The organism is Streptomyces sp. NBC_00237 (genome assembly GCF_026342435.1).
Taxonomy (GTDB): Bacteria; Actinomycetota; Actinomycetes; order Streptomycetales; family Streptomycetaceae; genus Streptomyces.
Genome location: NZ_JAPEMT010000002.1, coordinates 2,742,343 through 2,764,911, shown reverse-complemented (window position 1 = coordinate 2,764,911; position 22,569 = coordinate 2,742,343). Strand labels below are relative to the sequence as shown.

Here is a 22,569-nt window from a genome sequence, read left to right as displayed (position 1 = left end):
CGTACGGTCTTACGGTGTGTGACCGCTGCCCGGTGCCCCTTCGCGGGGTGCCGGGCAGCGGCTTTTGGCCCCGGTTGTCAGTGCGTGCACCTACCGTGGTGGGAGGTGGCGAAACGGAATCGGGGGAACGGCGCGATGAACGTGATGAGTGGGGCGAGCGGGATGGTGGAAGTGGACGGGACGCAGACAGCAGGGGTCGCGGAGAGTGATGCACTGCGCACGCTGCACCGGATCTTCGGATACGACGCGTTCCGAGGCGAGCAGGCGGAGATCATCGAGCAGGTGGTGAGCGGCGGCGACGCGGTCGTCCTCATGCCCACCGGCGGCGGAAAGTCCCTCTGCTACCAGATCCCGTCCCTGGTCAGGCCGGGCACGGGCGTGGTGATCTCCCCTCTCATCGCCCTCATGCAGGACCAGGTCGACGCGCTGCGGGCGCTCGGCGTGAAGGCCGGGTTCATGAACTCGACCCAGGACTTCGACGAGCGGCGCACGGTCGAAGCGGAGTTCCTGGCGGGTGAGCTGGACATGATCTACCTGGCCCCGGAGCGGCTGCGCCTGGACTCGACGCTGTCCCTGCTCTCGCGCGGCAAGATCTCGGTCTTCGCGATCGACGAGGCGCACTGCGTCGCTTCCTGGGGACACGACTTCCGCCCCGACTACCTGGCCCTGTCCGTACTGGGCGAGCGCTGGCCGGACGTACCGCGCATCGCCCTGACGGCGACGGCCACGGCGGCGACGCACCAGGAGATCACCGCCCGCCTCGGCATGCCGAACGCGAAGCACTTCGTGGCGAGCTTCGACCGGCCGAACATCCAGTACCGGATCGTCCCGAAGGTCGACCCGAAGAAGCAGCTCCTCGCCTTCCTCCGCGAGGAGCACGCGGGGGACGCGGGCATCGTCTACTGCCTGTCGCGGAAGTCGGTGGACGCGACGGCGGAGTTCCTGTGCAAGCAGGGCATCGAGGCCGTGCCGTACCACGCGGGGCTCGACGGGGGGACCCGCGCCCGCAATCAGGCCCGCTTCCTGCGGGAGGAGGGCCTGGTCGTGGTCGCGACGATCGCGTTCGGCATGGGCATCGACAAGCCGGACGTACGTTTCGTCGCACACCTGGACCTGCCGAAGTCGGTCGAGGGCTACTACCAGGAGACGGGTCGCGCCGGGCGTGACGGGGCCCCTTCGACGGCCTGGATGGCGTACGGCCTCCAGGATGTCGTCCAGCAGCGGAAGATGATCCAGGGCAGTGAGGGGGACGAGGCTTTCCGCCGTCGGGCCGCCTCCCACCTGGACGCCATGCTGGCGCTCTGCGAGACGGCGGAGTGCAGGCGGAGCCAGCTCCTCGCGTACTTCGGGCAGGAGGGCGCGCCGGAGAAGTGCGGCAACTGCGACACGTGCCTGACCCCGCCGGAGACTTTGGACGGGACGGTGCCCGCGCAGAAGGTGCTGTCCACGGTGTGGCGGCTGAAGCGGGAGCGGAAGCAGAAGTTCGGGGCGGGGCAGATCGTCGACATCCTGCTCGGCAAGAAGACGGCGAAGATCATTCAGTTCGACCACGACCAGCTGTCGGTGTTCGGGATCGGCCAGGAGCTGGTGGAGGCCGAATGGCGGGGCGTGGTACGGCAGTTGCTGGCGCAGGGGCTGCTGGCGGTCGAGGGCGAGTACGGGACGCTGGTCCTGACGGACGCGAGCGGGGCGGTGCTGGGCGGCGAGCGTGAGGTGCGGCTGCGCAAGGAGCCGAAGAAGGTGGCGGTGGCGCGGGCCGAGCGGGGGGAGCGCAAGGCCAAGGCGGCGGCTGCGGTGGCGGATCTGCCGGAGGGGGCGGCTGCGGTGTTCGAGGCGCTGAGGTCCTGGCGGACGGCGCAGGCGAAGGAGCTGGGGATGCCGCCGTACGTGGTCTTCAACAACGCGACGTTGCAGGAGATCGCGGTGCGGAGGCCGGGGTCGTTGGCGGAGCTGGGGGAGATCGGCGGGGTCGGGGAGAAGAAGCTGACGACGTTCGGGGAGGGCGTGTTGGAGGTTCTGGCGGAGCTCGGGAGCGCTCCGGCTCCTGTCCCGGCTTCGGCCCCGGCTTCGACCACGGTCCCGGCCAAGGCTTCGGCCCCGGCTCCGGTTCCGGCCAAGGCTCCGGATCCGGCTCCGGCGGTGGCCCGGTCTCCGGAGCCCGAGTGGGACTGGGCGGCGGAGCCGGAACCGGAGTGGGGAATGGAGCCGCCGCCGGAGGACTGAGGGCGCCATGGGGCGGGGGGCCGCGGGCCCTTGGGGTGGCCCCGGAGCGAGAGGGCATTCAGGGCGCGGGGAACTGCGCGACCAGCCCCAACGCACCCGCACGTCCCAACCCCGAGCCTCGCGAGTTGAGTCCGAGGAGGAGCAGCTCCTCCGCCAGGCAGAGGTGCGGAGGGGGTGCCATCACGGCATCGGCCTCCCACGGCGGGGAGCCCTCGGGAAGGTGAGGGTTCCCCGGCCGGAGAGGTTCAGCCCCGTCCCACGATCCGTCCGGAGACCTCGCCGAGACCGACCTTCGTCCCGTCGGGACCCGGTGCCCACGCCGTCAGCGTGACCTCGTCGCCGTCCTCCAGGAACGTCCGCTTGCCGGAGGGCAGTTCGATGGGCTCGGTGCCGTTCCAGGTGAGTTCGAGGAGGGAGCCCCGCTGGGCGGCCTCCGGCCCGCTGACCGTTCCCGACCCGTACAGGTCACCGGTCCGCAGCGACGCCCCGTTGACCGTCATGTGCGTCAGCATCTGCGCCGCCGACCAGTACATGGTGGAGAAGGGCGGCTCGGAGACGACCTGCCCGTTGATGGAGACGGAGATCCGGAGGTCGAAGCCGCCGTCCTCCTCCTCGTCGGAGTCGTCGAGGTACGGGAGGACGGGGAGGTCCCGCGCGGGCAGCGCCACCCGGGCCGCCTCCAGGGCCTCCAGCGGAGTCACCCACGCCGAGACCGACGTGGCGAAGGACTTGCCGAGGAAGGGGCCCAGCGGCACGTACTCCCATGCCTGGATGTCGCGCGCCGACCAGTCGTTGAGGAGGGAGAGGCCGAAGACGTGGTCGCGGAAGTCGGTCAGGGAGACCGGTTCGCCCAGCTTCGACGGCGTGCCGACGACGAAGCCGACCTCCGCCTCGATGTCGAGCTTCACGGAGGGGCCGAAGACCGGGGCCGCGTCCGCGGGGGCCTTGCGCTGGCCCGACGGTCGTACCACGTCCGTCCCGGAGACCACAACGGTGCCGGACCGGCCGTGGTAACCGATGGGCAGGTGCTTCCAGTTGGGGGTCAGCGCGTCGCCGTCCGGGCGGAAGATCCGGCCGACGTTCGTCGCGTGGTTCTCGCTCGCGTAGAAGTCGACGTAGTCGGCGACCTCGTACGGAAGGTGCAGGGTGACCGCGCCCAGCGGGTGCAGCAGCGGCTCTATGTCCTCGCGGTGCGCCGGGCTCGTGACCCACGCGGTGAGCGCGCGGCGCACGTCGCGCCAGGCGGTGCGGCCCGCCGCGAGCAGCGGGTTCAGCGAGGGCTGCGCCAGGAGCTGCGCGTACGGGGAGCCGAGCGCCAGCGCGGCGGCACCCGCGTCCAGCACATGGCCTCCGATACGGACGCCGACGCGGCGGCGCTCCGGCGCTTCCTCGGTGGAGAACACGCCGTAGGGGAGGTTGTGCGGGCCGAAGGGGTCGCCTTCGGGAACGTCGAGCGCTGACGTGAGCGGGGACTGCTCGGGCATGGGGTGCTGCCTCGCTTTCCAGGTCGTTGGAACACACGTTACGTGGGGGAGGCCAGGGGCGGCAGTGGCTAAAGAGTTCGTAATGTCCTGAATGGCGTGGGTGGAGGCGGGAATTCCGGCTTAGCGTCCTTTGGGGGCACGGGCGGGAGTTTCCAAGGGTGCAAGGGGCCAAGGGTCCAAGGGCCCGAGGGGTCCAAGGGATCAAGGGGGTCCACAGGGCCCGAGGGGTCCTTGCGCAGGGTGGGTCCTGATCCGTGGAAGTCCATAGGGGGGACTTGTGGGGAGCGGCAGCACGCCGGGGCGCAGCGGCAGGACGCCGAGGCCCTCGGCGGACCGGGAGGTTCCGGCTCTGATCGTCAAGTTCGGTGACTATCCACTGCATCACGGCGGCGTCGGCGCGATCCGCAGCCTCGGCCGCCTCGGCATACCCATGTACGCGATCACCGAGGACCGGTGGACCCCGGCGGCGCTCTCCCGGCATCTGCGCAGGCCGTACGTCTGGCCCACCAGCGGCACGGAGGAACCGGCCCGCCTCGTGGAGGGCCTGCTGCGCGTGGGCGCTCGCATCGGCCGCCCGGCCGTCCTCGTACCGACCGACGAGGAGGCCGCCGTGCTCATCGCCGAGCACCAGCGGGAGCTGGCTCCGGCCTTCCTCTTCCCGTCCGTGCCGGCGGACCTGCCGCGCCGCCTCGCCAGCAAGCAGGGGCTGCACGAGCTGTGCACGGAGCACGGGGTGGCGACCCCGGAGGCCGCGTTCCCCAACTCGTACGCCGAGGTCGTCGCCTTCGCGGAGCGGGCCCGCTTCCCGGTGGTCGCCAAGAACCGGGAAGCCTTCGTACGCCGTCACCACCCGGCCGTACGAGGAACCACACGCATAGCGGGGCCCGGCCAACTCCGCGCCCTGGCACGGGAATGGGGCGAGTCGCCGGGGGTGATCCTCCAGGAGTACCTGCCGCGCGAGGAGGCCGAGGACTGGATCGTGCACGCCTACTTCGACGCGCACAGCGAGCCCCGGGCGATGTTCACCGGGGTGAAGGTGCGCTCCTGGCCGCCGCACGCGGGCATGACGGCGTGCGCGTACGTGGTCGACAATCCGGAACTCGCGGGCCTCGCGTCGCAGTTCGTCAAGCGGATCGGGTTCAGCGGGATCGTGGACCTCGATCTGCGCTACGACAGGCGCGACGGGCAGTACAAGCTGCTCGACTTCAACCCCCGCATGGGCGCCCAGTTCCGGCTCTTCGAGAGCGAGTCGGGCGTGGACGTCGTACGGGCACAGCACCTGGATCTGACCGGGCGGGCCGTTCCGGAGGGGGAACAGCGCGCCGGGCACCGCTTCGTGGTCGAGAACATCGACCTGCCCGCACTCCTCGCGTACCGCCGCAGCGGGTACACGACGCCGCACGTCCCGAGGCGGGCGGACTCCACGGAGCTGGCGTGGTTCGCGGCGGACGACCCGAAACCGGCGCTGGCGATGCTGGCGCGGATGGTGGGGCCGGGGACGCGGCACCTGTACGAGATGTACGGGGCGCGGCGGGCGGGGCGGCGCGGCACCGCCACATAGGGGTGGGTCGTGCCGGGTATGCAGTCTTTCTGTTTCACCCTGGGGAGGGGAACTTCTGTGATTCTGCCGGTCGTTGTCATCGGTGCCGGGCCCTACGGTCTGTCCACCGCCGCACACCTCAAGGCCCGCGGTGTCCCGGTGCGGGTCTTCGGCGACCCGATGGTCGCCTGGCGTACCAAGATGCCCGCCGGGATGCTGCTCAAGTCGACCCCGGCCGCGTCGAACATCGACGCGCCGCAGCCGGGACACGACCTGATCGACTTCTGCGCGGAGGCGGGGGTGCGGCGGTACGAGTCGGACTGGGACCTGATCCCGGTCGAGGACTTCGCCGCGTACGGGCAGTGGTTCGCGGGGCGGCTGGTTCCGGAGCTGGAGCGGGTGCGGGTCGTTTCGGTCGACCGGACGGGGTCGCAGTTCGCCGTGAAGCTGGACTCGGGCGAGGAGGTCCGGGCACGGGCCGTGGTGGTGGCGAGCGGGCTTTCGGGGCTGGCGAGGATGCCGAGGGAGCTGGTGGCGGCGGCGCCCGACGGGCCGTCGGCGAGCGGGCCGATCTCGCATGCCGCGCAGCATCGGGATCTGGGCGCTTTCGCGGGCAAGGACGTGCTGGTGGTGGGCGCGGGGCAGTCCGCGCTGGAGAACGCCGTGCTGATGGCGGAGGCGGGGGCGAAGTCGGTGCGGGTCGTGGCGCGGAGGAGGGGGGCGGTGGCCTTCGGGGATGCGCCGGACCGGCAGCCCCGGTTGCGGCCGGAGTCGCCGTTCGGGCGGGCCTGGTCGCTGTACGGGCTGACGTATCACGCGTCGTACGTGCGGGGGCTGCCCGCTCCGGCGCGGCACTATCTGGTGCGGCGGGTGCTCGGGCCGCTCGGGGCGTGGTGGCTGCGGGAGCGGTTCACGGGGCGCGTGCAGGTGACGGACGGGCGGCGGATCGTACGGGCGCGGGTGGAGGACGGGCGTCCGGTCCTCACGCTGGGGGGTGGTGAGGGGCCCTCGGCGGAGATCGGAGCCGATCACGTGATGGCGGCGACCGGGTACCGGACCGATGTCGCGGCCATGGACTTCCTGGGGGACGGGCTGCGGACGGAGCTGGTCACGTCCCGGGGGACTCCGGTGCTGGATGCGGGGTACGGGTCGTCCGTGCCGGGGCTCTTCTTCACGGGGGTTTTGGCGGCGGGGTCGTTCGGGCCTGTGATGAGGTTCGTGTGTGGGACGGAGTACGCGTCGAAGAGGCTGGCCACCGGCCTAACCCACCTCACCTGACCCCTCCCCGGGCTCCGCCCCGCCCCGCCTCCCTCCGGGCTCCGCCCCCACCCCGCCTCCTCCGGGCTCCGCTTCCGCCCAGCCTCCTTGGGCGGCGGGGCTCGCCCAGCCCCCTCCGACTCCGCCTAGCCCTCCGCCCAGCCCCCCCCTGGCGCTCCGCCTCGCCTCGCCCCCTTGGGCTCCGCCCTCCGCTTCCGTCTAGCCCCCTTGGGCGGCGGGGCCGCCCCCCGGGGGCGGGACGGGCGGGCAAGGGGGCGGCCCCCTCCGCTCCGGGCTCGCCCCGGAGCCGCCCGCCCTTACCTCCGCCCATGGGTGCGCCGCACCCCAGTGCGCCTGCGGCGGGCTGCCCCTCCCCGCCCCTTCACCTAAAGCGCTCGCCGCGCGGCTGTCCCGGAGACGTGCGGGTGCGTGGGGGCTGGTCGCGCAGTTCCCCGCGCCCCTCAAGGGGCGCACCCTCCCAGCCCCAGCGAAGCAGGGAGCGCCCCCGCGGCGGAGCCGCGTAGAGATACAGCCCCGCGCCCCTGCTTCGCAGCCCGAGAGCTAGCCCGCCGCACGCGGGATCCTGCGTTCCCACACCCTGTGGAAGACCACCTCGCCCCCCTCCCTGCACGTCACCTCGCTGTACGTCACGAAGTCCGAAGCGTCGCAAGTGATCTCGGACCGGGTGACCACCTCCGTGTCCCACGCCAGGTCCGGGCGGCGCAGCCGGATCGTCCAGTCGGAGCGGGTGCGCGCCGACAGGGGGTCCTTCTCGTTGATCGTGTACGTCTCCAGCGCTTCCTCGGTGAATTCGAGGCCGTCCGGGTAGATCCGCGTGCCGCCGTAGCGCGGGTCCACCTCCAGCTTCCACTCGCCCTTGGCCACGTCCCGTACGACCAGGCGCTCGGGGCGCTGGTCGGGGTCGGACGGGAACTCCACGTTCAGCGGAGGCGACTGTTCCGGCGCTTCGAAGCGAATCCCCGCGTCCTCCGTGTGCGCGCGCACCGGCAGTTCCAGCGACGAGCCCGCCGGGTCCAGGACGAAGCCCGCCGAGTCCGCCTGCGGCCAGATCCACGGCCAGTACGCCGAGGAGACGGAGAGGCGGACGCGGTGGCCCGGCGGGAAGGTGTGGCCGATGCCGTTCAGTTCGAAGGAGACGTCCTCGGTCGCGCCCACCGGCCATGCGTCCGCGCGGTCCCTGCCGTGGCGGGCCGAGAGGTTGAGGACGCCCCGGGTGACCAGCGTCGACGCGCCGTCGGGGGCGACGTCGCAGAGCCGGGCGACGGCCTGGCCGCGCGGCACGTCCATCGTCAGGCGCAGCCGGACCTTCGCCCGGCCCAGGATCTCGATCGGCGCGTCCGTGACGGGGAAGTCGAAGCTCGCCGACTTGGCGTCCTCGTCGCGCTGGTCCGGCGGCAGGTCGGAGTCGTTGCCGAACGGGAAGAAGCGGCCCGCGTCGAGGCCCGTGTTCATGGGCGAGTCGACGACCACGGGCGGGCCCTGGAGACCGTACGAGACGGGGGTGACGAGGGGGGACGGCCAGGACGTGTCACCGACCCAGCGGCCGGGGAGGGAGGGATAGGTCGTGGCGGGCGGGTGCGACTCGCTGATCCAGGAGCGGAGGAGGGGTTCGGCCATGATGCCGGTGTCCTCGTCCTTCAGGTGCTGGTCCCACCAGCGCAAGGTTTCCTGGAGGAAGCCGATCGCCGGGCCCGGCGGCAGGCCCCGGTCCGGGTACTGGTGCGACCACGGGCCGATCAGACCCCGTACGCGGGAGGGGTCGAGGTGTTCCACCAGGCGCAGGACCGTGTCGCGGTACGGGTCGTGCCACCCGCCCACCGCGAGCACCGCCGCGTCGATCGCGGAGTAGTCCTCACAGACGCTGCCGTGCTTCCAGTAGTCGTCGCGGGTCTGGTGGGCCAGCCAGGTGTGGATGAAGGGGTCGACCGCGTCGAGGCGCTTCAGCCACATGTCCTTCCACCCGTCCCCGACCTGCGCCGGGTCCGGCGGGCGGGACACGAAGGCGAGCATGGTGGCCGCCCAGGCGTGCATGTCGACGGCGAGGACCGAACCGCCCATGTAGTGCACGTCGTTGTCGTAGCGGTCGTCGGCCGAGCAGACGGTGACGATCGCCTTGAGGGGCTCCGGGGCGAGGGCCGCGATCTGGAGGGAGTTGAAGCCGCCCCAGGAGATGCCGAACATGCCGACCTTGCCCGTGCACCAGGGCTGTTCGGCGAGCCAGTTGACGACCTCGACGCCGTCGGCCAGCTCCTGGGCGTCGTACTCGTCGCCCGGCAGGCCCTCGCTGTTGCCGTGCCCCCGCACGTCGACGCGTACGGACGCGTAGCCGTGGCCCGCGTACCAGGGGTGGCGCTGCCAGTCGCGCGGCGCGGTCCAGTCGCTGAGGCGGTACGGGAGGTATTCGAGGAGGGCGGGGACGGGTGCGTCGGTGACCGGGCGCCAGATCCTGGCGTACAGGTGCGTGCCGTCGGCCAGCGGGATCGTGATGTCCTCGCGGGTCGTGGCGTACGGGAAGTCGGTGCGTATCTGCAAAGGACGCGTGGGATGCATGGGATGGGCCACCTCAGTGAACGGGGTGCATGGTGCGCTTGAGCCAGGGGGCGGCGGCGATGACGGCGATGCCCGCCGCGACCGCGACGGCGCCGTTGACGCCGAAGTAGGCGGGGTTGGAGACCTGGCCGTACAGCTTCACGGTCTGCGCCTGGATGCCGTTGGCGAGCGCGAGGGACAGGAACCAGAGGGCCATGGTCTGGCTGGCGAAGGCCCTCGGTGCGAGCTTCGTGGTGGCGGACATGCCGGAGGTCTGGAGCAGGATGTCGCCGAGTCCGAGGAGGAGGTACGAGCCGACGATCCACCAGGCGGCCATCTTGTACGTGTCGCTCGTGTGGCCGGAGGTGGGCAGGACCATCAGGAGGAAGGACAGGCCGCCGAGGATCACACCGATGGCGATCTTGTTGGAGGCGTGCGGCTGGTTCTTGCCCATCCGCACCCACAGCGCGGCGACCACGGGGGCCAGCAGCACCTCGAAGGCGCCCAGCGCGGACGCGTACCAGCTGACCGGGAAGGTGAAGCCGAGGATCTCCGTCTCGGTGTTCGTCTTCGCCAGGAGCATCATCGTCGAGTACGCCTGGAAGAGGATGAAGTTGAAGGCGACGGAGGCCAGGAACAGGACGACGTACGGGCGCAGTCGGCCCTTCTCCTCGCTGGTCACCCGGGGGCTGCGGAACATCACAGCGAAGTAGACGACCGGCGCGATCACCGAGATCAGGGTGAGGACGTCCACGAACCGGGACATCGTCAGCCAGCCGACCAGGGCGAGCAGCGTGCAGACGGCCGCGACCGCGACCAGGCCGATCACGATCATGCGTACGGTGGAGCGCATCTTCTCCGGCGGCAGCGCGAACTCCGCGCGGTCCTTGCGGCCCGCGAGGTGGCGGCGGCCCGCGACGTACTGGATCAGACCCAGCGTCATGCCGAGCGCGGCGGCCGAGAAGCCCCAGTGCCAGCCCTTGTGGTCGGCGAGCCAGCCGGTGACCAGCGGGCCGAGGAACGCACCGATGTTGATGCCCATGTAGTACAGGGCGAATCCTGCGTCGCGGCGCTCGTCGGCGGTCTTGTAGAGCTTGCCGACCATGCTGGCGACGTTCGGCTTGAGGAGGCCGGTGCCCGCGCTGATCAGGCCGAGGCCGATCCAGGTGAACGTGTCCGTCGGCACGGCCATCGCGTAGTGGCCGCAGGCGATGAGGACGCCGCCCCACAGGACGGCGCGGTACGAGCCCAGGATGCGGTCGGCGAGCCAGCCGCCCGCGACCGACACCAGGTAGACGAGGGTGCCGTACGCCGCACCGAGCGAGGCCGCGTTGCCCGCGTCCATGCCCATGCCGCCGTCCGCGACGGTGGCCGCGAAGTAGAGGACGAGGATCGCCTGCATGCCCAGGAACGAGAACCGCTCCCACACTTCCAGGCCCGACAGGGTCATCAGACCCTTGGGCTGGCCGAAGAAGGCGGTGTCGTCACCCGGGGGTGGCTGGGTGGAGTCCCTCGCTTCGGTCGCCGTCGCGGCGTCCGGGGACTCGTCGGGCTGAGGGTTGGGCTCCATATGGGACAAAGGGCTTACTCCTGGTCGTATCAGCTCACCACGAACATACCGGTGTGCTTCGGACCGTGCCCGAGGGGCCGGACGGTGGTGTGACGCCCGCGTGACGGTGGTGCGGGCAACAGGGCGGTGCCCTCGGTGATCGAAAGTCGACGGGATAGGCTGACTTGTTGAGTGATGCCAGCGACAGATCGACAATCCGTTTGATCGTCAGCAGACAGGAGTAACCCTCGTGACCGTCGTCGGGCCGTTCGGACTGAGCGTGCGGGACCAGGCTCTTGAGACCGATGTCCAGACCGGACTGGCAGCCGTCGAGGAGGGGCTCCTCGACGCGACCAAGAGCGAGGTCCCGTTCATCACGGAGGCCGCCCAACACCTCGTACGCGCAGGTGGCAAGCGTTTCCGGCCGCTCCTCGTGATGCTGTCCTCGCAGTTCGGCGATCCCTACGCGCCGGGCGTCGTGCCGTCGGCCGTGGTCGTCGAGCTGACGCATCTGGCGACGCTGTACCACGACGACGTCATGGACGAGGCGGACGTACGGCGCGGAGTGCCGAGCGCGAACTCGCGCTGGGGGAACTCGGTCGCGGTGCTCACCGGGGACTTCCTGTTCGCACGCGCCTCGCACATCCTTGCGGACCTGGGTCCCGAGGCCGTACGCATCCAGGCCGAGGCGTTCGAGCGCCTGGTCACCGGCCAGATCCTGGAGACGGCGGGACCGCGCGACGGGCGTGACCCGATCGAGCACTACCTCGATGTCATGTCCGGGAAGACGGGCTCGCTGGTGGCCGTCTCCTGCCGCTTCGGCGCGATGATCTCGGGTGCCGACGAGAGCGTCGTCGACATCCTCACGCAGTACGGCGAGCGCCTCGGCACCGCCTTCCAGCTCGCCGACGACGTCCTGGACATCGCCAGCGACAGCCACGAGTCGGGCAAGACGCCCGGCACGGACCTGCGCGAGGGCATCCCCACGCTGCCGGTGCTGCACCTGCGGGCCATGGCCGAGGCGCACGGCCGCCCCGAGGACATCGAACTGTGCGAGCTGCTCGACGGGGATCTGTCGGGCGACGCGGAGCTGAACGAGGTGCTGCGCAGGCTGCGCGTGCACCCCGCCCTCGCCCAGGCGCGCCGTGACACCGTGCGGTACGCGGAGGAGGCCAGGGCCACCCTCGCGCCGCTGCCCGACTGCTACGCGAAGTCGGCGCTGGCGGAGCTGTGCGACGCGGTGGTGCACCGGGCGGGCTGACACCCGCTCGCTGTGGTGTGACGCACGTCACATCTCTGGATTGAGTCCAGACTCGGATCGGATCCGTACCCCAGTGCAGAAGCTGACGCAGGGGGCGTCGGCTCCGGTACGGGGAGCAGTCATGACTAAGCGTATGAAGGCGATCTCTGTCGGTACGACCGCTGTCGCGGCTGCCGCAGGGGTCGCCTTCGCCGTTCTTCCGGCCTCGGCGGACGGGGGCGGCAGCGGGCACGCGGCGCACGGGGCGACCGAGGGGGTGGCCCTGCGGGCGGGTGCGCCCGGTGACAGCCGGGGTGCGGTCTTCTTCGCCGCCAGCCTGAACGGGGCCAACGAGGTCCCCACCCCGGGCGGCCCGGCCGTCGGCGACCGGGACGGGGTGGCCCTCCAGTTCGTGAAGGTCAGGGGCGACGTGGTGTCGTTCGCCGTGAAGTGGCGCGGCACCGACCGGCCGTCCGCCCTGCACATCCACCAGGGCGACCGGGGAGTCAACGGCGGCATCAAGGTCGACTTCAGCGGTGAGCTGGGCAGGAGCGGCGGCCGGACGGTGCAGGGCTCCGCACAGGGGTCCGCGCAGGGTTCCGTACGGGTGCAGGACCGGGCTCTGCTGGCGGCCCTCAAGGACAGCCCCACGGGCTTCTACGCCAACCTGCACACCCGGCAGTTCCCCGGCGGCGCGGTCCGCGGCCAGCTGCACAGGGTCACCCGCTCCTTCGACTTCGGGCGGGCGCTGGAGAACTTCCGGGCCCCCGTCCTGCGGGGCGAGCAGATCTACGAGTGCAAGAAGGCGGCCGACGGCACCACCTCCTTCCAGCAGCGCGACGTACGGGCCGTGCTCGCGGGCGGCATCGCGCACTCCTTCGTCGCCCCGAACTCCGGCACCCCGCAGTGGATCGCCAGGGACCGCAGCAAGGTCGTCGGCACCCTGATCTCCAGGAGCCCGAACGGCGCGGACAACATCCCCGAGCTGGACCTCGCGGGCCAGGCGTCCGGCAGGCCGGGCGGGCTCTTCTCCCGTACGACCGAGATCCTGCGGCTCAACACGGTGGGCGGCGTCGCCCCGGCCGGGAGCTGCACCCCGGGGTCCCTGTCAGGGGTGCCGTACCGGGCGGATTACGTCTTCATCCAGCGCTGAACCGACGCTGGGCACCTCTGACCTGCGGATTTCGGAAACGGGTCAGGGTCGGATCAGGGAGCCACCCCTCTCACGCACCGCAGAACGGGGGAGAGAGGGGTGGCTCCCGTCATCCCGTGGGTGGACATGAGGTTGATGCCGAGGGCTGACGTATCGCGGGCGCCTTTTTGGTCTGATTGACCTCACCACTCCTCACCAATCCGGGCGAGAATGGCGGCGCGGGGTGGGCACGAGTGCAGCGGAACACGGCCGCCAACCACGGAGGTAGAGCACACATGGCACCGAACGGCATGGCACCGAACGACACGGCACAGGACACCACGGGCACCACGGAGGGGACCGGCGCGGTGCGCCGTCGCAAGGCCGCGCGGTACGTCGTGCCGATCGCGGTGGCGGGAGTCGCGGCGGCGACCATCGGGCTCGTCCCGGCGCTCGCCAACGCGGGCGACCCGGACCTGCCGCAGCTCACCGCACAGCAGCTGATCGAGAAGATCGCCGCTTCCGACACCCAGCAGCTCTCCGGCAACGTCAAGATCAGCACGGACCTCGGTCTGCCGAACCTCGACGGGATCGCCAAGGGCCTCGGCGGGATGGACGGCGGCAAGGGCAAGGGCTCCGGCGCCGACCCGAAGGAGCAGCTCACCAAGCTCGTCTCCGGCACCCACACGCTGCGCGTCGCGGTCGACGGCCCGGAGCGGCAGAAGGTCTCGATCCTCGACGACGCCGCCGAGTACAGCCTCATCCACAACGGCGACGAGGTTTGGGCGTACGACAGCGGCTCCAACGAGGCGTACCACGCGAAGGCCCCGAAGGGCTCGGACGCCGCGAAGCCCGGCAAGCGGCAGAAGATGCCCGAGGGGACGCCGACCACGCCCAAGGAGTTCGCCGAGCAGGCGCTGAAGATGGCCGGCAAGGACACCTCGGTCACCGTCGACGGCACCGCGCAGGTGGCCGGGCGGGACGCGTACCAGCTGAGCGTGAAGCCCAAGCAGTCCGGCTCCACGGTCGCCGACATCCGCGTCGCGGTGGACGCCAAGACGGGTACGCCGCTGAAGTTCACGCTGCTCTCCAGCGACGGCGGCAAGCCGGTCGTCGAGGCGGGCTTCACCAAGGTCGACTTCGCCAAGCCGGACGCGAGCACGTTCGACTTCACGCCGCCCAAGGGCGCGAAGGTCACCGAGGCCGACAAGCTGGACCCCTCGAAGGGGAAGAACGGCTCCGGTCAGGACTTCGGCCTCGGCAAGGACTTCGGCAAGGAGTTCGGCCAGGACGTCGAGAAGGGCCTCGGCAAGGGCGGCCCCGGCCAGGACGTCAAGGTCATCGGCGAGGGCTGGACCTCGGTCGCACAGATCGGCACGAAGGGCGCCAAGCCCGCCACGGGCAACGGCAAGGACCAGCTGCCGCCGCAGGCACAGGGCCTGCTGGACTCGCTGGGCGACAAGGTCTCCGGGAAGTTCGGCGAGGGCCGGGTCTTCTCGACCCGACTGGTCAACGCCCTGATGACGGACGACGGCCGGATGTTCGTCGGCGCGGTCACCAAGGACGCGCTGGTCAAGGCGGCCAACGAGGCCAAGTAGGCATGATGTGACGGGAGTTGGGGTCGGATGGGGGACGGGTCGCCGTCTGCGGAAAGAGCAGCGGACGCCTCGGGCACGGACGGGCCGCCTGCTGCGGGCGACCCGTCCGCAGCAGGCGGCGCGGGGCCGGTGATCGAGACGCGCGGGCTCACCAAGCGGTTCCGTGGCGGGCAGCTCGCCGTCGACGGGCTCGACCTGTCCGTCCCCGCCGGAAGCGTCTTCGGCTTCCTCGGGCCCAACGGCTCGGGGAAGACCACCACCATCCGGATGCTGATGGGCCTGATCGAGCCGACCGAGGGGACGGCCCACGTGCTGGGCCGGGCGATGCCCGGTGCGGCTCGGACCGTACTGCCGAAGGTCGGGGCGCTCATCGAGGGGCCCGCACTGTACGGATTCCTGTCCGGTCGCGACAACCTCGTGCGGTACGACTCCGCCGACCCGGCCGCCGACCCGCGCACGCGGAAGGCGCGGGTGGCGGCGGCCCTGGACCGGGTCGGGCTGACCCCCGCCGGAGCCAAGAAGGCACGGGCGTACTCCCTCGGCATGAAGCAGCGGCTCGGCCTCGCGGCTGCGCTGCTGCAACCCCGTGACCTGCTCGTCCTCGACGAACCGACGAACGGCCTCGACCCGCAGGGCATGCGGGAGATCCGCGCCCTGGTGCGGGAGCTGGCCGACGACGGCACCACCGTGTTCCTCTCCTCGCACCTGCTCGACGAGATCGAGCAGGTGTGCACGCATGCCGCGGTGATGGCCAGGGGCCGCCTGATCGTCCAGGGCCCGGTCGCCGAACTGGCGGCGGGCGCACGGGGGCGGCTCGTGGTCACCACGCCCGACGCGGGCGAGGCCGCACGGGTGCTGAAGGAGCACGGTGTGACGGACCTGGAGGCGGGGGAGGGCCGGGTCACCGGCAGCCCGCCGGAGCCGGACGGGGCCGATGTCCCGGGTGGCCCCGGGCTCGCCGAGCTGAACGCGGCGCTGGTCCACGCCGGGGTGCGGGTCACCGGCTTCGGGGTCGAACGGGCCTCGCTGGAGGACGCGTTCGTCGCACTGACCGGGGAGGGCTTCGATGTCGCGGGTTGAAGGATCGCGGGCTGGGGGATCGCGGGCTGAGGCTCCGGCGGGGGAGGCCGCCCCGCGCGAGGTGAGCCCGCTGTGGACGTTCGGGCTGCTGCGGTCCGAGCTGGCGGTGACCTTCCGGCGCTGGCGCACCCTCGCGCTGCTGGCGGTGCTGGCGGGCGTACCCGTACTGATCGGCATCGCCATCAAGGTCGAGTCGAGCGGCTCCCCGGAGTCCGGCGGCGGAGGCGGTGGCGGCCCCGCCTTCCTCTCGCAGGTGACCCACAACGGGCTCTTCCTCGTCTTCGCGGCCCTGGCCGCGACCCTGCCGGTGTTCCTGCCGATGGCCGTCGGCGTCGTCGCGGGCGATGCGATAGCGGGCGAGGCGAACGCGGGAACCCTGCGCTATCTGCTCGTCGCGCCTGCCGGACGGACCCGGCTGCTGCTCGTCAAGTACGCGACCACCCTGGTGTTCTGCCTGGTCGCGACGCTGGTGGTGGCGGCGTCCGCGCTGGCGGTGGGGGCCTTGCTGTTCCCGGTCGGCGAGGTGATGACGATCTCCGGCGTGCCGATCGGGTTCGGCGAGGGCCTGCTCAGGGCCGGGGCGGTCGCGGTGGCCGTCGCCGCATCGCTCATCGGGTTCGCGGCGGTCGGGCTCTTCGTCTCGACGCTCACGGGCAGCGGCATCGCGGCGATGGCGACGACCGTCGGACTGCTGATCACCGTGCAGATCCTGAACGCGATCCCGCAGCTCGAAGGGGTCCAGCCGTACCTCTTCTCGCACTACTGGCTGTCCTTCGCGGACCTCCTGCGCGAGCCCGTGTACTGGGACGAGCTGGCGAAGAACCTCGGCATGCAGGGTGCGTACGCGGCCGTGTTCGGCTCGGCGGCCTGGGCGCGGTTCACGGCCAGGGACGTCACGGCCTGACCGAGGCGACCGTACGAGTCCGCGCGGGGAGCCGGCCTGCGAGGGCCGGAGGGGGGTACGGGCCGGGCCCGTACATTCCCCTCCGGCGTACGGGACCGGCCCTGAGCCTGTGCCGTACCGAGCCGTCCCCCGATGCGGCTCGACACGACACGGACCGTTCCCCCTCGGGTCGCTATTGTTGGAGTCTCTCGTTCCGCTGTCAACACGCTACGTATCGTCGCCCGGCTAGACTCCCCGCGTGAGCGCGACGCCTCCCAACCCGCAGCGGCGCAGCGAGAGGTCCCGGCAGGCGATCCTCGCGGCAGCCATCGGCCTGTGCACCGAGAAGGGATACGTCGGCGTCACCGTGGAGGCGATCGCCGCACGAGCGGGCGTCAGCAAGAAGACGATCTACCGCTGGTGGCCCTCGAAAGGCTTCGTGCTGCTGGAGGCTCTCGCCCAGCGCACCGACTCGAACGCGCCCTTCCCGGACACCGGACACCTCGCCGCCGACCTGTACACACAGATGACCGGAGTCGTCCGGCTGCTGACGACGCCGCCCTTCGGACCCGCGTACATCGGCATCCTCTCGGAGCTCCACCACGACGAGGAACTCACGAAAGCCGTTCACGAAATCTTCATCACTCCGCGCTTCACGGCGGCGGTGAACCGGCTGAAGAGCGCCCAGCGGCAAGGACGGCTGCCCGAGGGCGCGGACCTGGAGCTGGCCGTGGAACTGCTCTACGGCCCGCTGTACTACCGGTACGCGCTGCGCAAGCCCGCGCACACCCCGGAGCGGATGGCGGAGCTGGTCGACCACGTGCTGCGGACGTTGGACTGCCGCCCCTGACGCGGTAGTCGGCGCGCGTCGGGGGCGGCAGGGTATTCAGGGCCGGAGCCCGCTCACGGGGTTCAGAAGGTGAGCTTCCAGCTGTTCAGCGTGCCGGTGTCCTGGGCCGCGACGTCCTGGACGCGCAGCTTCCACGTCCCGTTCGCCACCTCGCTCGACGCGTTCACCGTGTACGTCTCGACGATGTCGTCCGCCGAGTCGCCGCTGCTGGAGTTCTTCAGCCGGTACGCGGTCCCGTCCGGGGCGAGGAGGTCGATGACCACGTCACCGCGCCAGGTGTGCTTGACGTTCACCGACACCTTGAGCGTGGCGGGCGCGTTGCCCGTACGGCCCGCGACGGGGATCGACGAGGTCACGGCCGCACCGGCGTCGGGTATCGCGACCGGCGTGGTGTTCTCGTAGTCCGTGCCGCCCGGGGGAGTGGTACCGCCGGTCGACAGCGTCCAGAGCGCGTGCGCGACGGCGTCGCTGTTGCGGTCCAGGGCGGTGTCGTTGATGTTCGTCAGGCTGTCGCACGAGGAGTGGTAGCAGCGGTCGAACGCCTGGCCGGAGGTGCCGCCCCACTTCTGGGCCTGCGCCGCCGACTTGGTCCGGCTGGCACCGGTGAACAGACCGCCGACCGGGATGCCGACGGCCTTGAACGGGGCGTGGTCGGAGCGGCCGTCGCCCTCGGTCTCGATCTCGGTGGGGACGCCGAGGCCCGCGTAGTAGTCCTTGAAGGTCTTCTCGATGGCCGGGTCGTCGTCGTAGACGAAGTAGCCCGGGTTCGGCGAGCCGATCATGTCGAAGTTGAGGTAGCCCGCGAACTTCGTGCGCTCCGTGGACGGCAGGCTGTTCACGTACGCCTTCGAGCCGAGCAGCCCGAGTTCCTCGGCGCCCCACCAGCCGAACCGCAGGTGCTTGTCCGGCTTCAGCTGGGCGCGGGAGACGGCGAGGGCGGTCTCCAGGACGGCGGCGGAGCCGGACCCGTTGTCGTTGATGCCGGCCCCGGAGGACACGGAGTCCAGGTGCGCACCGGCCATCAGGACCTTGTTCGGGTCGCCGCCCGGCCAGTCGGCGATCAGGTTGTAGCCGGTGGCGCCGCTCGCGGTGAAGGTCTGGAGCGAGGTGGTGAACCCGGCCGCGTCCAGCTTGGCCTTCACGTAGTCGATGGACGCCTTGTAGCCGGGGCGGCCGTGGGCGCGGTTGCCGCCGTTGGCGGCGGCTATCTGGGAGAGCTGGGTGAGGTGCGCCTTGACGTTGGCCAGCGGGATGTCGGGCGCGGCAGCCGCTGCCCCCGCTGTCGTACGGGTGGGAGCGGGCGCCGCGGCGGTCGCACCGGCGGTGGTGGCGAGCAGACCGGTCACGGCGAGCGCGGACACGGCCGCGACCTTGAGCGTGCCGGATCTGCTGCGGGTGAAGGTGGAGAGCGTCATGTGGGGGCTCCGGATTCCGAACGGGGACGGGACGGAAACGTACGAGAACTGGCCGAACAGGTGGGTCTGGTGCGGCAGTTGAGCGGTGACGCGTGCGCTGTGCGTGCCTGATGTTCAGTGAGAGTTCGTCTCACCGTCAAGGGCGCTTTCCGGTCAAGGTCGTTCGGATAACGGACATGGTCGGTCGGGACCGGTCGATCACTGGCGTCGTACGCGATAGGCCGTGCCGACCCGGTCTCCGTCCTTCACGTCGATGTCGACGTCGAGCGTGCGCGTGGCCGGGGTCAGTTCGACGCTCGTCACGCCCGCTGTCGTGGTCCCGCCGCAGTCGAGGCGCTTGCTGACCTTCGCCTTGCCCGAAGAGAGCACGAAGGTGGCGGTCCCCTTCCCCGTGCAGGTGAGATCGGCCGTCAGCGTCCTGCCGGGCGTCACCCTCGTGTCCTGGTCGTGGCTCGAACCCGTGGACGAGCTGAGCAGTACGAAGGACCCGTCGTCCGTTTCGGCCGTGTCGAGCCGCTTCCGCGCGGTCCTCTCCAGTTCCTGGTCGGAGGGGGCCGTCACCCGGGCCGATGGGGTGGGCGGAAGTGCGTCCAGTTCGAGGGGCGGCGCCGTCGGGGAGGTGGTGCACGCCGTCGCCGTACCGGCGAGCAGCGCGGCGACGGTCAGTACTCCGGCCATGCTTCTGGTGAGGTGCGGCATGGGTCCCCCGTGGTCGGTCGGTGAGAGCGGGTGGCGGAGGCGGTCTCGTCCCGTCCTCGCGTGCGGTGATCATTCCGTGCGGGGGGCGCCTCTAATCCTGGAAGCGCACACCGGTGCGAAGGTGAGACAACGGGTCCGCCACCCTCCGCTCACCCCACGGACACCACTCGTCCCGCCGCCAACTCGATCTCCCCGCCCGCGAATCCGCTCCGGAACCGCCGGTCGTGCGAGACGACCACCACCGCCCCGGGGTAGCCGGTCAGGGCCTCCTCCAGTTCCTCCACAAGGGCGAGCGAGATGTGGTTCGTCGGCTCGTCCAGTACGAGGAGGTCGGCGGGCCGCGTCACCAGCCGGGCCAGCTCCAGCCGCCGCCGCTGCCCCACGGACAGCGCGGACACAGCGACCCCCAGGTCGGCGGGCCGGAACAGCCCGAGGGCGAGCAGCTCCTCCTCGTACTCCTCGGGAAAGCCGGGCCGTCCGGCGGCGAACCCGGCCAGCAGGGTCCGCCGGTCGTCGGACCGGTCCGGCTCCTGGCGCAGCAGGCCGAGGTGTTCGGGGCGTACGACGGTGCCCGCGTCCGGAGCGAGGTCACCGGCCAGGACGCGCAGGAGCGTGGACTTGCCCGCACCGTTCGGGCCCGAGATCAGCAGCCGCTCGCCGGACGTGATGCTCAACTCGGGCACGTACAACCGTTCCCCGACGCTGACGTCCTTCAACTCAGCCAGTGAAGACGGCTGTTCACCGGCCACCTCCAGTTTCACGTGAAACGAAAGCGGAACAGGCGGCGCCGGTACGGGGGATGCCCGCAAGGTCTCCAGCCGCTGCCGGGCCGCCCGCACCCGGCCGGACAGTTTGGCCTCACTGGAACGGCGGTGTTTGCCGAAGCCCTGACCGGGGTCCTTGCCGGTGGCCGCGAGCCGCTGCCCGGACGCCTCGACCAGGGCCTCGGTGCGGGCCAGCTCGTCCACCCACTCCTGGTGTTCCTGCACCCAGCGGGCGCGGGCGGCGGCCTTCGCCGTGCGATACCCCGCCCAGCCGTCCCCGTACCGACTGACGGTTCTCAGGTCGCGGTCCACCTCCAGGACGGTGTCCGTCACCCGCTCCAGGAAGGCGCGGTCGTGGGTCACCGCGACGACGGTGCCCCGATGGGCGCGCAGCCGGTCCTCCAGCCAGGCGGTGGCGTGCCGGTCGAGGTGGTTCGTCGGCTCGTCGAGGAGCAGCAGCTCGGGCTCGGCGGCGAGGACGCAGGCCAGGGCCAGCCGGGACTGTTCGCCGCCGGAGAGGGAGCCGAGGGCGCGGTCGCGGGGGATCCGGGCCAGCCCGAGGTTGTGCAGGGCGGAATCGACGCGGGCATCGGCCTCGTAACCACCTCGGTCCTGGTAGGCGGCGAGCAGTTCGCCGTACGCGTCGAGCGCGTCCGGTGTCGCCTCGCCGAGGCCCGCCTCCGCTTCCCGGAGGGCCGCTTCCAGGGCGCGCAGCTCGGCGAGGGCGGCGTCGACGGCGTCCTGGACGGTGAGGTGGTCGGGCAGGTCCAGGGTCTGGGCGAGATGGCCGACGCCGCCGGGGAACACGACGGTGAGCCCGCCGTCGGGGTCGGGGTCGGGCTTCTCGACTCCGGCGATCAGGCGGAGCAGAGTCGACTTTCCGGAACCGTTCTCGCCGACGACACCGGCTTTCTCGCCGGGGCGCAGGGAGAGGGTGACGCGGTCGAGGACGGTGCGGTCGCCGAAGGTCTTGGAGACGGCATGGAGGGAGAGCTGGGCGCGCATGGGGATTCCCCTGAGGTACGAAGGTCTACGGTCTGCGATCCCTTTTCAGGGCACGCGGACGTCTCGGCGGGGGAGGGGCTCATGCCCCTTCGACCCGGCCGCGTCCGCGGGGGGAATCACAGAAAGTAGTAGTGCCTAGCCATGCTGCCGAGGCTAACGCGGACGGTCTTGGTCTGTCGTGCGCATTTCCCGTGGGGGTGGGGGAGGCGACGGCCGCACCGGGGCCGGTGCCACTGCCTGGGCCCACGCCCCGCGCAGCGGTCTGAACCCCAGCCCCCATCCCGCCGAGGGGCAAGCCCTCACTACCGCCCCGGCTTCACCCCCTCCGCGACCAGCACCGCTTCCGGAGCCGCAGCCGCGCCAGGAACCGGAGCCACCCTCACCCGCGCAGCCCTCGCGGCCCGAGCAGTCCGCACCGCATCCCACGTCAACAACGTCAACGCCAACCACACCAACCCGAACCCCGCCCACCTCTCCACGGGCATCGCCTCCCGGAAGTACACGATCCCCAGTACGAACTGGAACACCGGCGCCAGATACTGCAACAGCCCCAGCGTCGACAACGGCACCTTCACCGCCGCCGCCCCGAAGAGCACCAGCGGCACCGCCGTCACCAGCCCCGTCGCCGCCAGCAGCGACGCATGCCCCGCCCCGTACTCGCCGAAGGCCGACGCACCCGACGACCCCAGCCACACCAGATACCCGAGCGCGGGCAGGAACAGCACCGCCGTCTCCGCCGCGAGCGACTCCAGCCCGCCCAGGTTGACCTTCTTCTTCACCAGCCCGTACGTGGCGAACGAGAACGCCAGCGCCAGCGAGATCCACGGCGGCTCCCCGTACCCGATCGCCAGCACCAGCACCGCCGCCGCGCCGATCCCGACCGCCGTCCACTGGAGGGGCCGCATCCGCTCGCCGAGCAGCAGGACGCCCATCGCGATGGTGACCAGCGGGTTGATGAAGTAGCCGAGCGAAGCCTCCACCACGTGACCGGAGTTGACCGACCAGATGTACAGACCCCAGTTGACGGTGATGACGGCTGCCGCTCCGGCTATCAGCCCCAGCTTCTTCGGCTGCCGCAGCAACTCCCGCACCCACGCCCACCGCCGCACGAACAGCAGCGCGACGGCGACCACGCCCAGTGACCACACCATCCGGTGGGCCAGGATCTCGATCGCCCCGGCCGGTTTCAGCAGCGGCCAGAAGAGCGGGACCACACCCCACAGCCCGTACGCCCCGATGCCGTACAGCAATCCCGTCCGCTGTTCGTTCTCTTCCTTCTCCACCGGCCTGGCCTCCCACC

The 22,569-nt window shown here is 71.2% G+C and carries 17 protein-coding genes; 9 read left to right on the top strand and 8 right to left on the bottom strand.

Annotation, left to right across the window (positions count from 1 at the left end; translation table 11 throughout):
- The first annotated feature begins 144 nt into the window (after positions 1-144).
- Positions 145-2,223: a DNA helicase RecQ gene (gene recQ / locus OG897_RS26090; protein WP_266660516.1), complete on the top strand. Its 2,079-nt coding sequence runs from the start codon at positions 145-147 to the stop codon at positions 2,221-2,223.
- A gap of 58 nt (positions 2,224-2,281) precedes the next feature.
- Here the strand turns inward: recQ and OG897_RS26085 are convergent, their stop codons facing one another.
- Both OG897_RS26085 and fahA read right to left on the bottom strand, forming a co-directional pair.
- Positions 2,282-2,407 (bottom strand): hypothetical protein, encoded by a 126-nt coding sequence (locus OG897_RS26085; RefSeq protein WP_266659872.1) that lies wholly within the window; start codon positions 2,405-2,407, stop codon positions 2,282-2,284.
- A 61-nt stretch (positions 2,408-2,468) separates the two neighbouring features.
- Entirely contained in the window at positions 2,469-3,707 is a 1,239-nt protein-coding gene (gene fahA, locus OG897_RS26080) for a fumarylacetoacetase (protein ID WP_266659870.1), read from the bottom strand.
- A 277-nt stretch (positions 3,708-3,984) separates the two neighbouring features.
- On the opposite strand from fahA, the gene OG897_RS26075 reads away from it, so the two are divergent.
- Positions 3,985-5,268 carry an ATP-grasp domain-containing protein gene (locus OG897_RS26075; protein ID WP_266659868.1) on the top strand — a complete coding sequence of 428 codons (1,284 nt, stop codon included), beginning with the start codon at positions 3,985-3,987 and terminating at the stop codon, positions 5,266-5,268.
- A gap of 57 nt (positions 5,269-5,325) precedes the next feature.
- The gene (locus OG897_RS26070; protein ID WP_266659866.1) at positions 5,326-6,525 is read left to right on the top strand and encodes an FAD-dependent oxidoreductase; all 1,200 of its coding nucleotides are present in this window, start codon (positions 5,326-5,328) and stop codon (positions 6,523-6,525) included.
- Between the two features lie 540 nt (positions 6,526-7,065).
- Here the strand turns inward: OG897_RS26070 and OG897_RS26065 are convergent.
- On the bottom strand, positions 7,066-9,057 hold the full coding sequence (locus tag OG897_RS26065; protein WP_266660514.1) for a CocE/NonD family hydrolase: 1,992 nt from the start codon (positions 9,055-9,057) through the stop codon (positions 7,066-7,068).
- 31 nt (positions 9,058-9,088) lie between these two features.
- The gene (locus tag OG897_RS26060; RefSeq protein ID WP_266660512.1) at positions 9,089-10,624 is read right to left on the bottom strand and encodes a peptide MFS transporter; all 1,536 of its coding nucleotides are present in this window, start codon (positions 10,622-10,624) and stop codon (positions 9,089-9,091) included.
- Positions 10,625-10,853: 229 nt separating this feature from the next.
- Here OG897_RS26060 and OG897_RS26055 point away from each other — a divergent pair, with 229 nt between their 5' ends.
- The 6 genes from OG897_RS26055 (at position 10,854) to OG897_RS26030 (ending at position 17,386) form a co-directional block, all read left to right on the top strand.
- Positions 10,854-11,864, top strand: a complete 1,011-nt coding sequence (locus OG897_RS26055; protein ID WP_266659864.1) for a polyprenyl synthetase family protein — start codon at positions 10,854-10,856, stop codon at positions 11,862-11,864.
- A gap of 121 nt (positions 11,865-11,985) precedes the next feature.
- Entirely contained in the window at positions 11,986-12,996 is a 1,011-nt protein-coding gene (locus tag OG897_RS26050) for a CHRD domain-containing protein (protein ID WP_266659862.1), read from the top strand.
- A gap of 290 nt (positions 12,997-13,286) precedes the next feature.
- A complete protein-coding gene (locus tag OG897_RS26045) occupies positions 13,287-14,573 on the top strand; it encodes a DUF2092 domain-containing protein (protein ID WP_266660510.1) in 1,287 nt (428 codons plus the stop codon).
- 27 nt (positions 14,574-14,600) lie between these two features.
- Positions 14,601-15,653: an ABC transporter ATP-binding protein gene (locus tag OG897_RS26040; protein WP_266659860.1), complete on the top strand. Its 1,053-nt coding sequence runs from the start codon at positions 14,601-14,603 to the stop codon at positions 15,651-15,653.
- Positions 15,640-16,557, top strand: coding sequence for an ABC transporter permease (locus OG897_RS26035; protein WP_266659858.1), 918 nt, complete (start codon positions 15,640-15,642; stop codon positions 16,555-16,557). Before OG897_RS26040 ends, OG897_RS26035 begins: the two co-directional genes overlap by 14 nt.
- Before the next feature lie 238 nt (positions 16,558-16,795).
- The gene (locus OG897_RS26030; RefSeq protein ID WP_266659857.1) at positions 16,796-17,386 is read left to right on the top strand and encodes a TetR/AcrR family transcriptional regulator; all 591 of its coding nucleotides are present in this window, start codon (positions 16,796-16,798) and stop codon (positions 17,384-17,386) included.
- 62 nt (positions 17,387-17,448) lie between these two features.
- On the opposite strand, the gene OG897_RS26025 is transcribed toward OG897_RS26030, so the two are convergent.
- From OG897_RS26025 to rarD, 4 genes are all read right to left on the bottom strand, one after another.
- Entirely contained in the window at positions 17,449-18,801 is a 1,353-nt protein-coding gene (locus tag OG897_RS26025; RefSeq protein WP_266659855.1) for a M28 family metallopeptidase, read from the bottom strand.
- A gap of 198 nt (positions 18,802-18,999) precedes the next feature.
- Complete coding sequence (locus tag OG897_RS26020; protein ID WP_266659853.1) at positions 19,000-19,500, bottom strand: hypothetical protein; 501 nt, start codon at positions 19,498-19,500, stop codon at positions 19,000-19,002.
- A 149-nt stretch (positions 19,501-19,649) separates the two neighbouring features.
- Positions 19,650-21,269, bottom strand: a complete 1,620-nt coding sequence (abc-f, locus tag OG897_RS26015) for a ribosomal protection-like ABC-F family protein (RefSeq protein ID WP_266659851.1) — start codon at positions 21,267-21,269, stop codon at positions 19,650-19,652.
- Between the two features lie 302 nt (positions 21,270-21,571).
- Positions 21,572-22,552: an EamA family transporter RarD gene (rarD, locus tag OG897_RS26010; RefSeq protein WP_266659849.1), complete on the bottom strand. Its 981-nt coding sequence runs from the start codon at positions 22,550-22,552 to the stop codon at positions 21,572-21,574.
- Positions 22,553-22,569: the final 17 nt, after the last annotated feature.

Bases quoted from the DNA above. Each gene is read 5' to 3' on its own strand.
- recQ (WP_266660516.1), top strand. From the start codon at position 145: ATGAGTGGGGCGAGCGGGATGGTGGAAGTGGACGGGACGCAGACAGCA.
- fahA (WP_266659870.1), bottom strand. From the start codon at position 3,707: ATGCCCGAGCAGTCCCCGCTCACGTCAGCGCTCGACGTTCCCGAAGGC.
- OG897_RS26060 (WP_266660512.1), bottom strand. From the start codon at position 10,624: ATGGAGCCCAACCCTCAGCCCGACGAGTCCCCGGACGCCGCGACGGCG.
- OG897_RS26050 (WP_266659862.1), top strand. From the start codon at position 11,986: ATGACTAAGCGTATGAAGGCGATCTCTGTCGGTACGACCGCTGTCGCG.
- OG897_RS26045 (WP_266660510.1), top strand. From the start codon at position 13,287: ATGGCACCGAACGACACGGCACAGGACACCACGGGCACCACGGAGGGG.
- OG897_RS26040 (WP_266659860.1), top strand. From the start codon at position 14,601: ATGGGGGACGGGTCGCCGTCTGCGGAAAGAGCAGCGGACGCCTCGGGC.
- OG897_RS26035 (WP_266659858.1), top strand. From the start codon at position 15,640: ATGTCGCGGGTTGAAGGATCGCGGGCTGGGGGATCGCGGGCTGAGGCT.
- OG897_RS26025 (WP_266659855.1), bottom strand. From the start codon at position 18,801: ATGACGCTCTCCACCTTCACCCGCAGCAGATCCGGCACGCTCAAGGTC.
- OG897_RS26020 (WP_266659853.1), bottom strand. From the start codon at position 19,500: ATGCCGCACCTCACCAGAAGCATGGCCGGAGTACTGACCGTCGCCGCG.
- abc-f (WP_266659851.1), bottom strand. From the start codon at position 21,269: ATGCGCGCCCAGCTCTCCCTCCATGCCGTCTCCAAGACCTTCGGCGAC.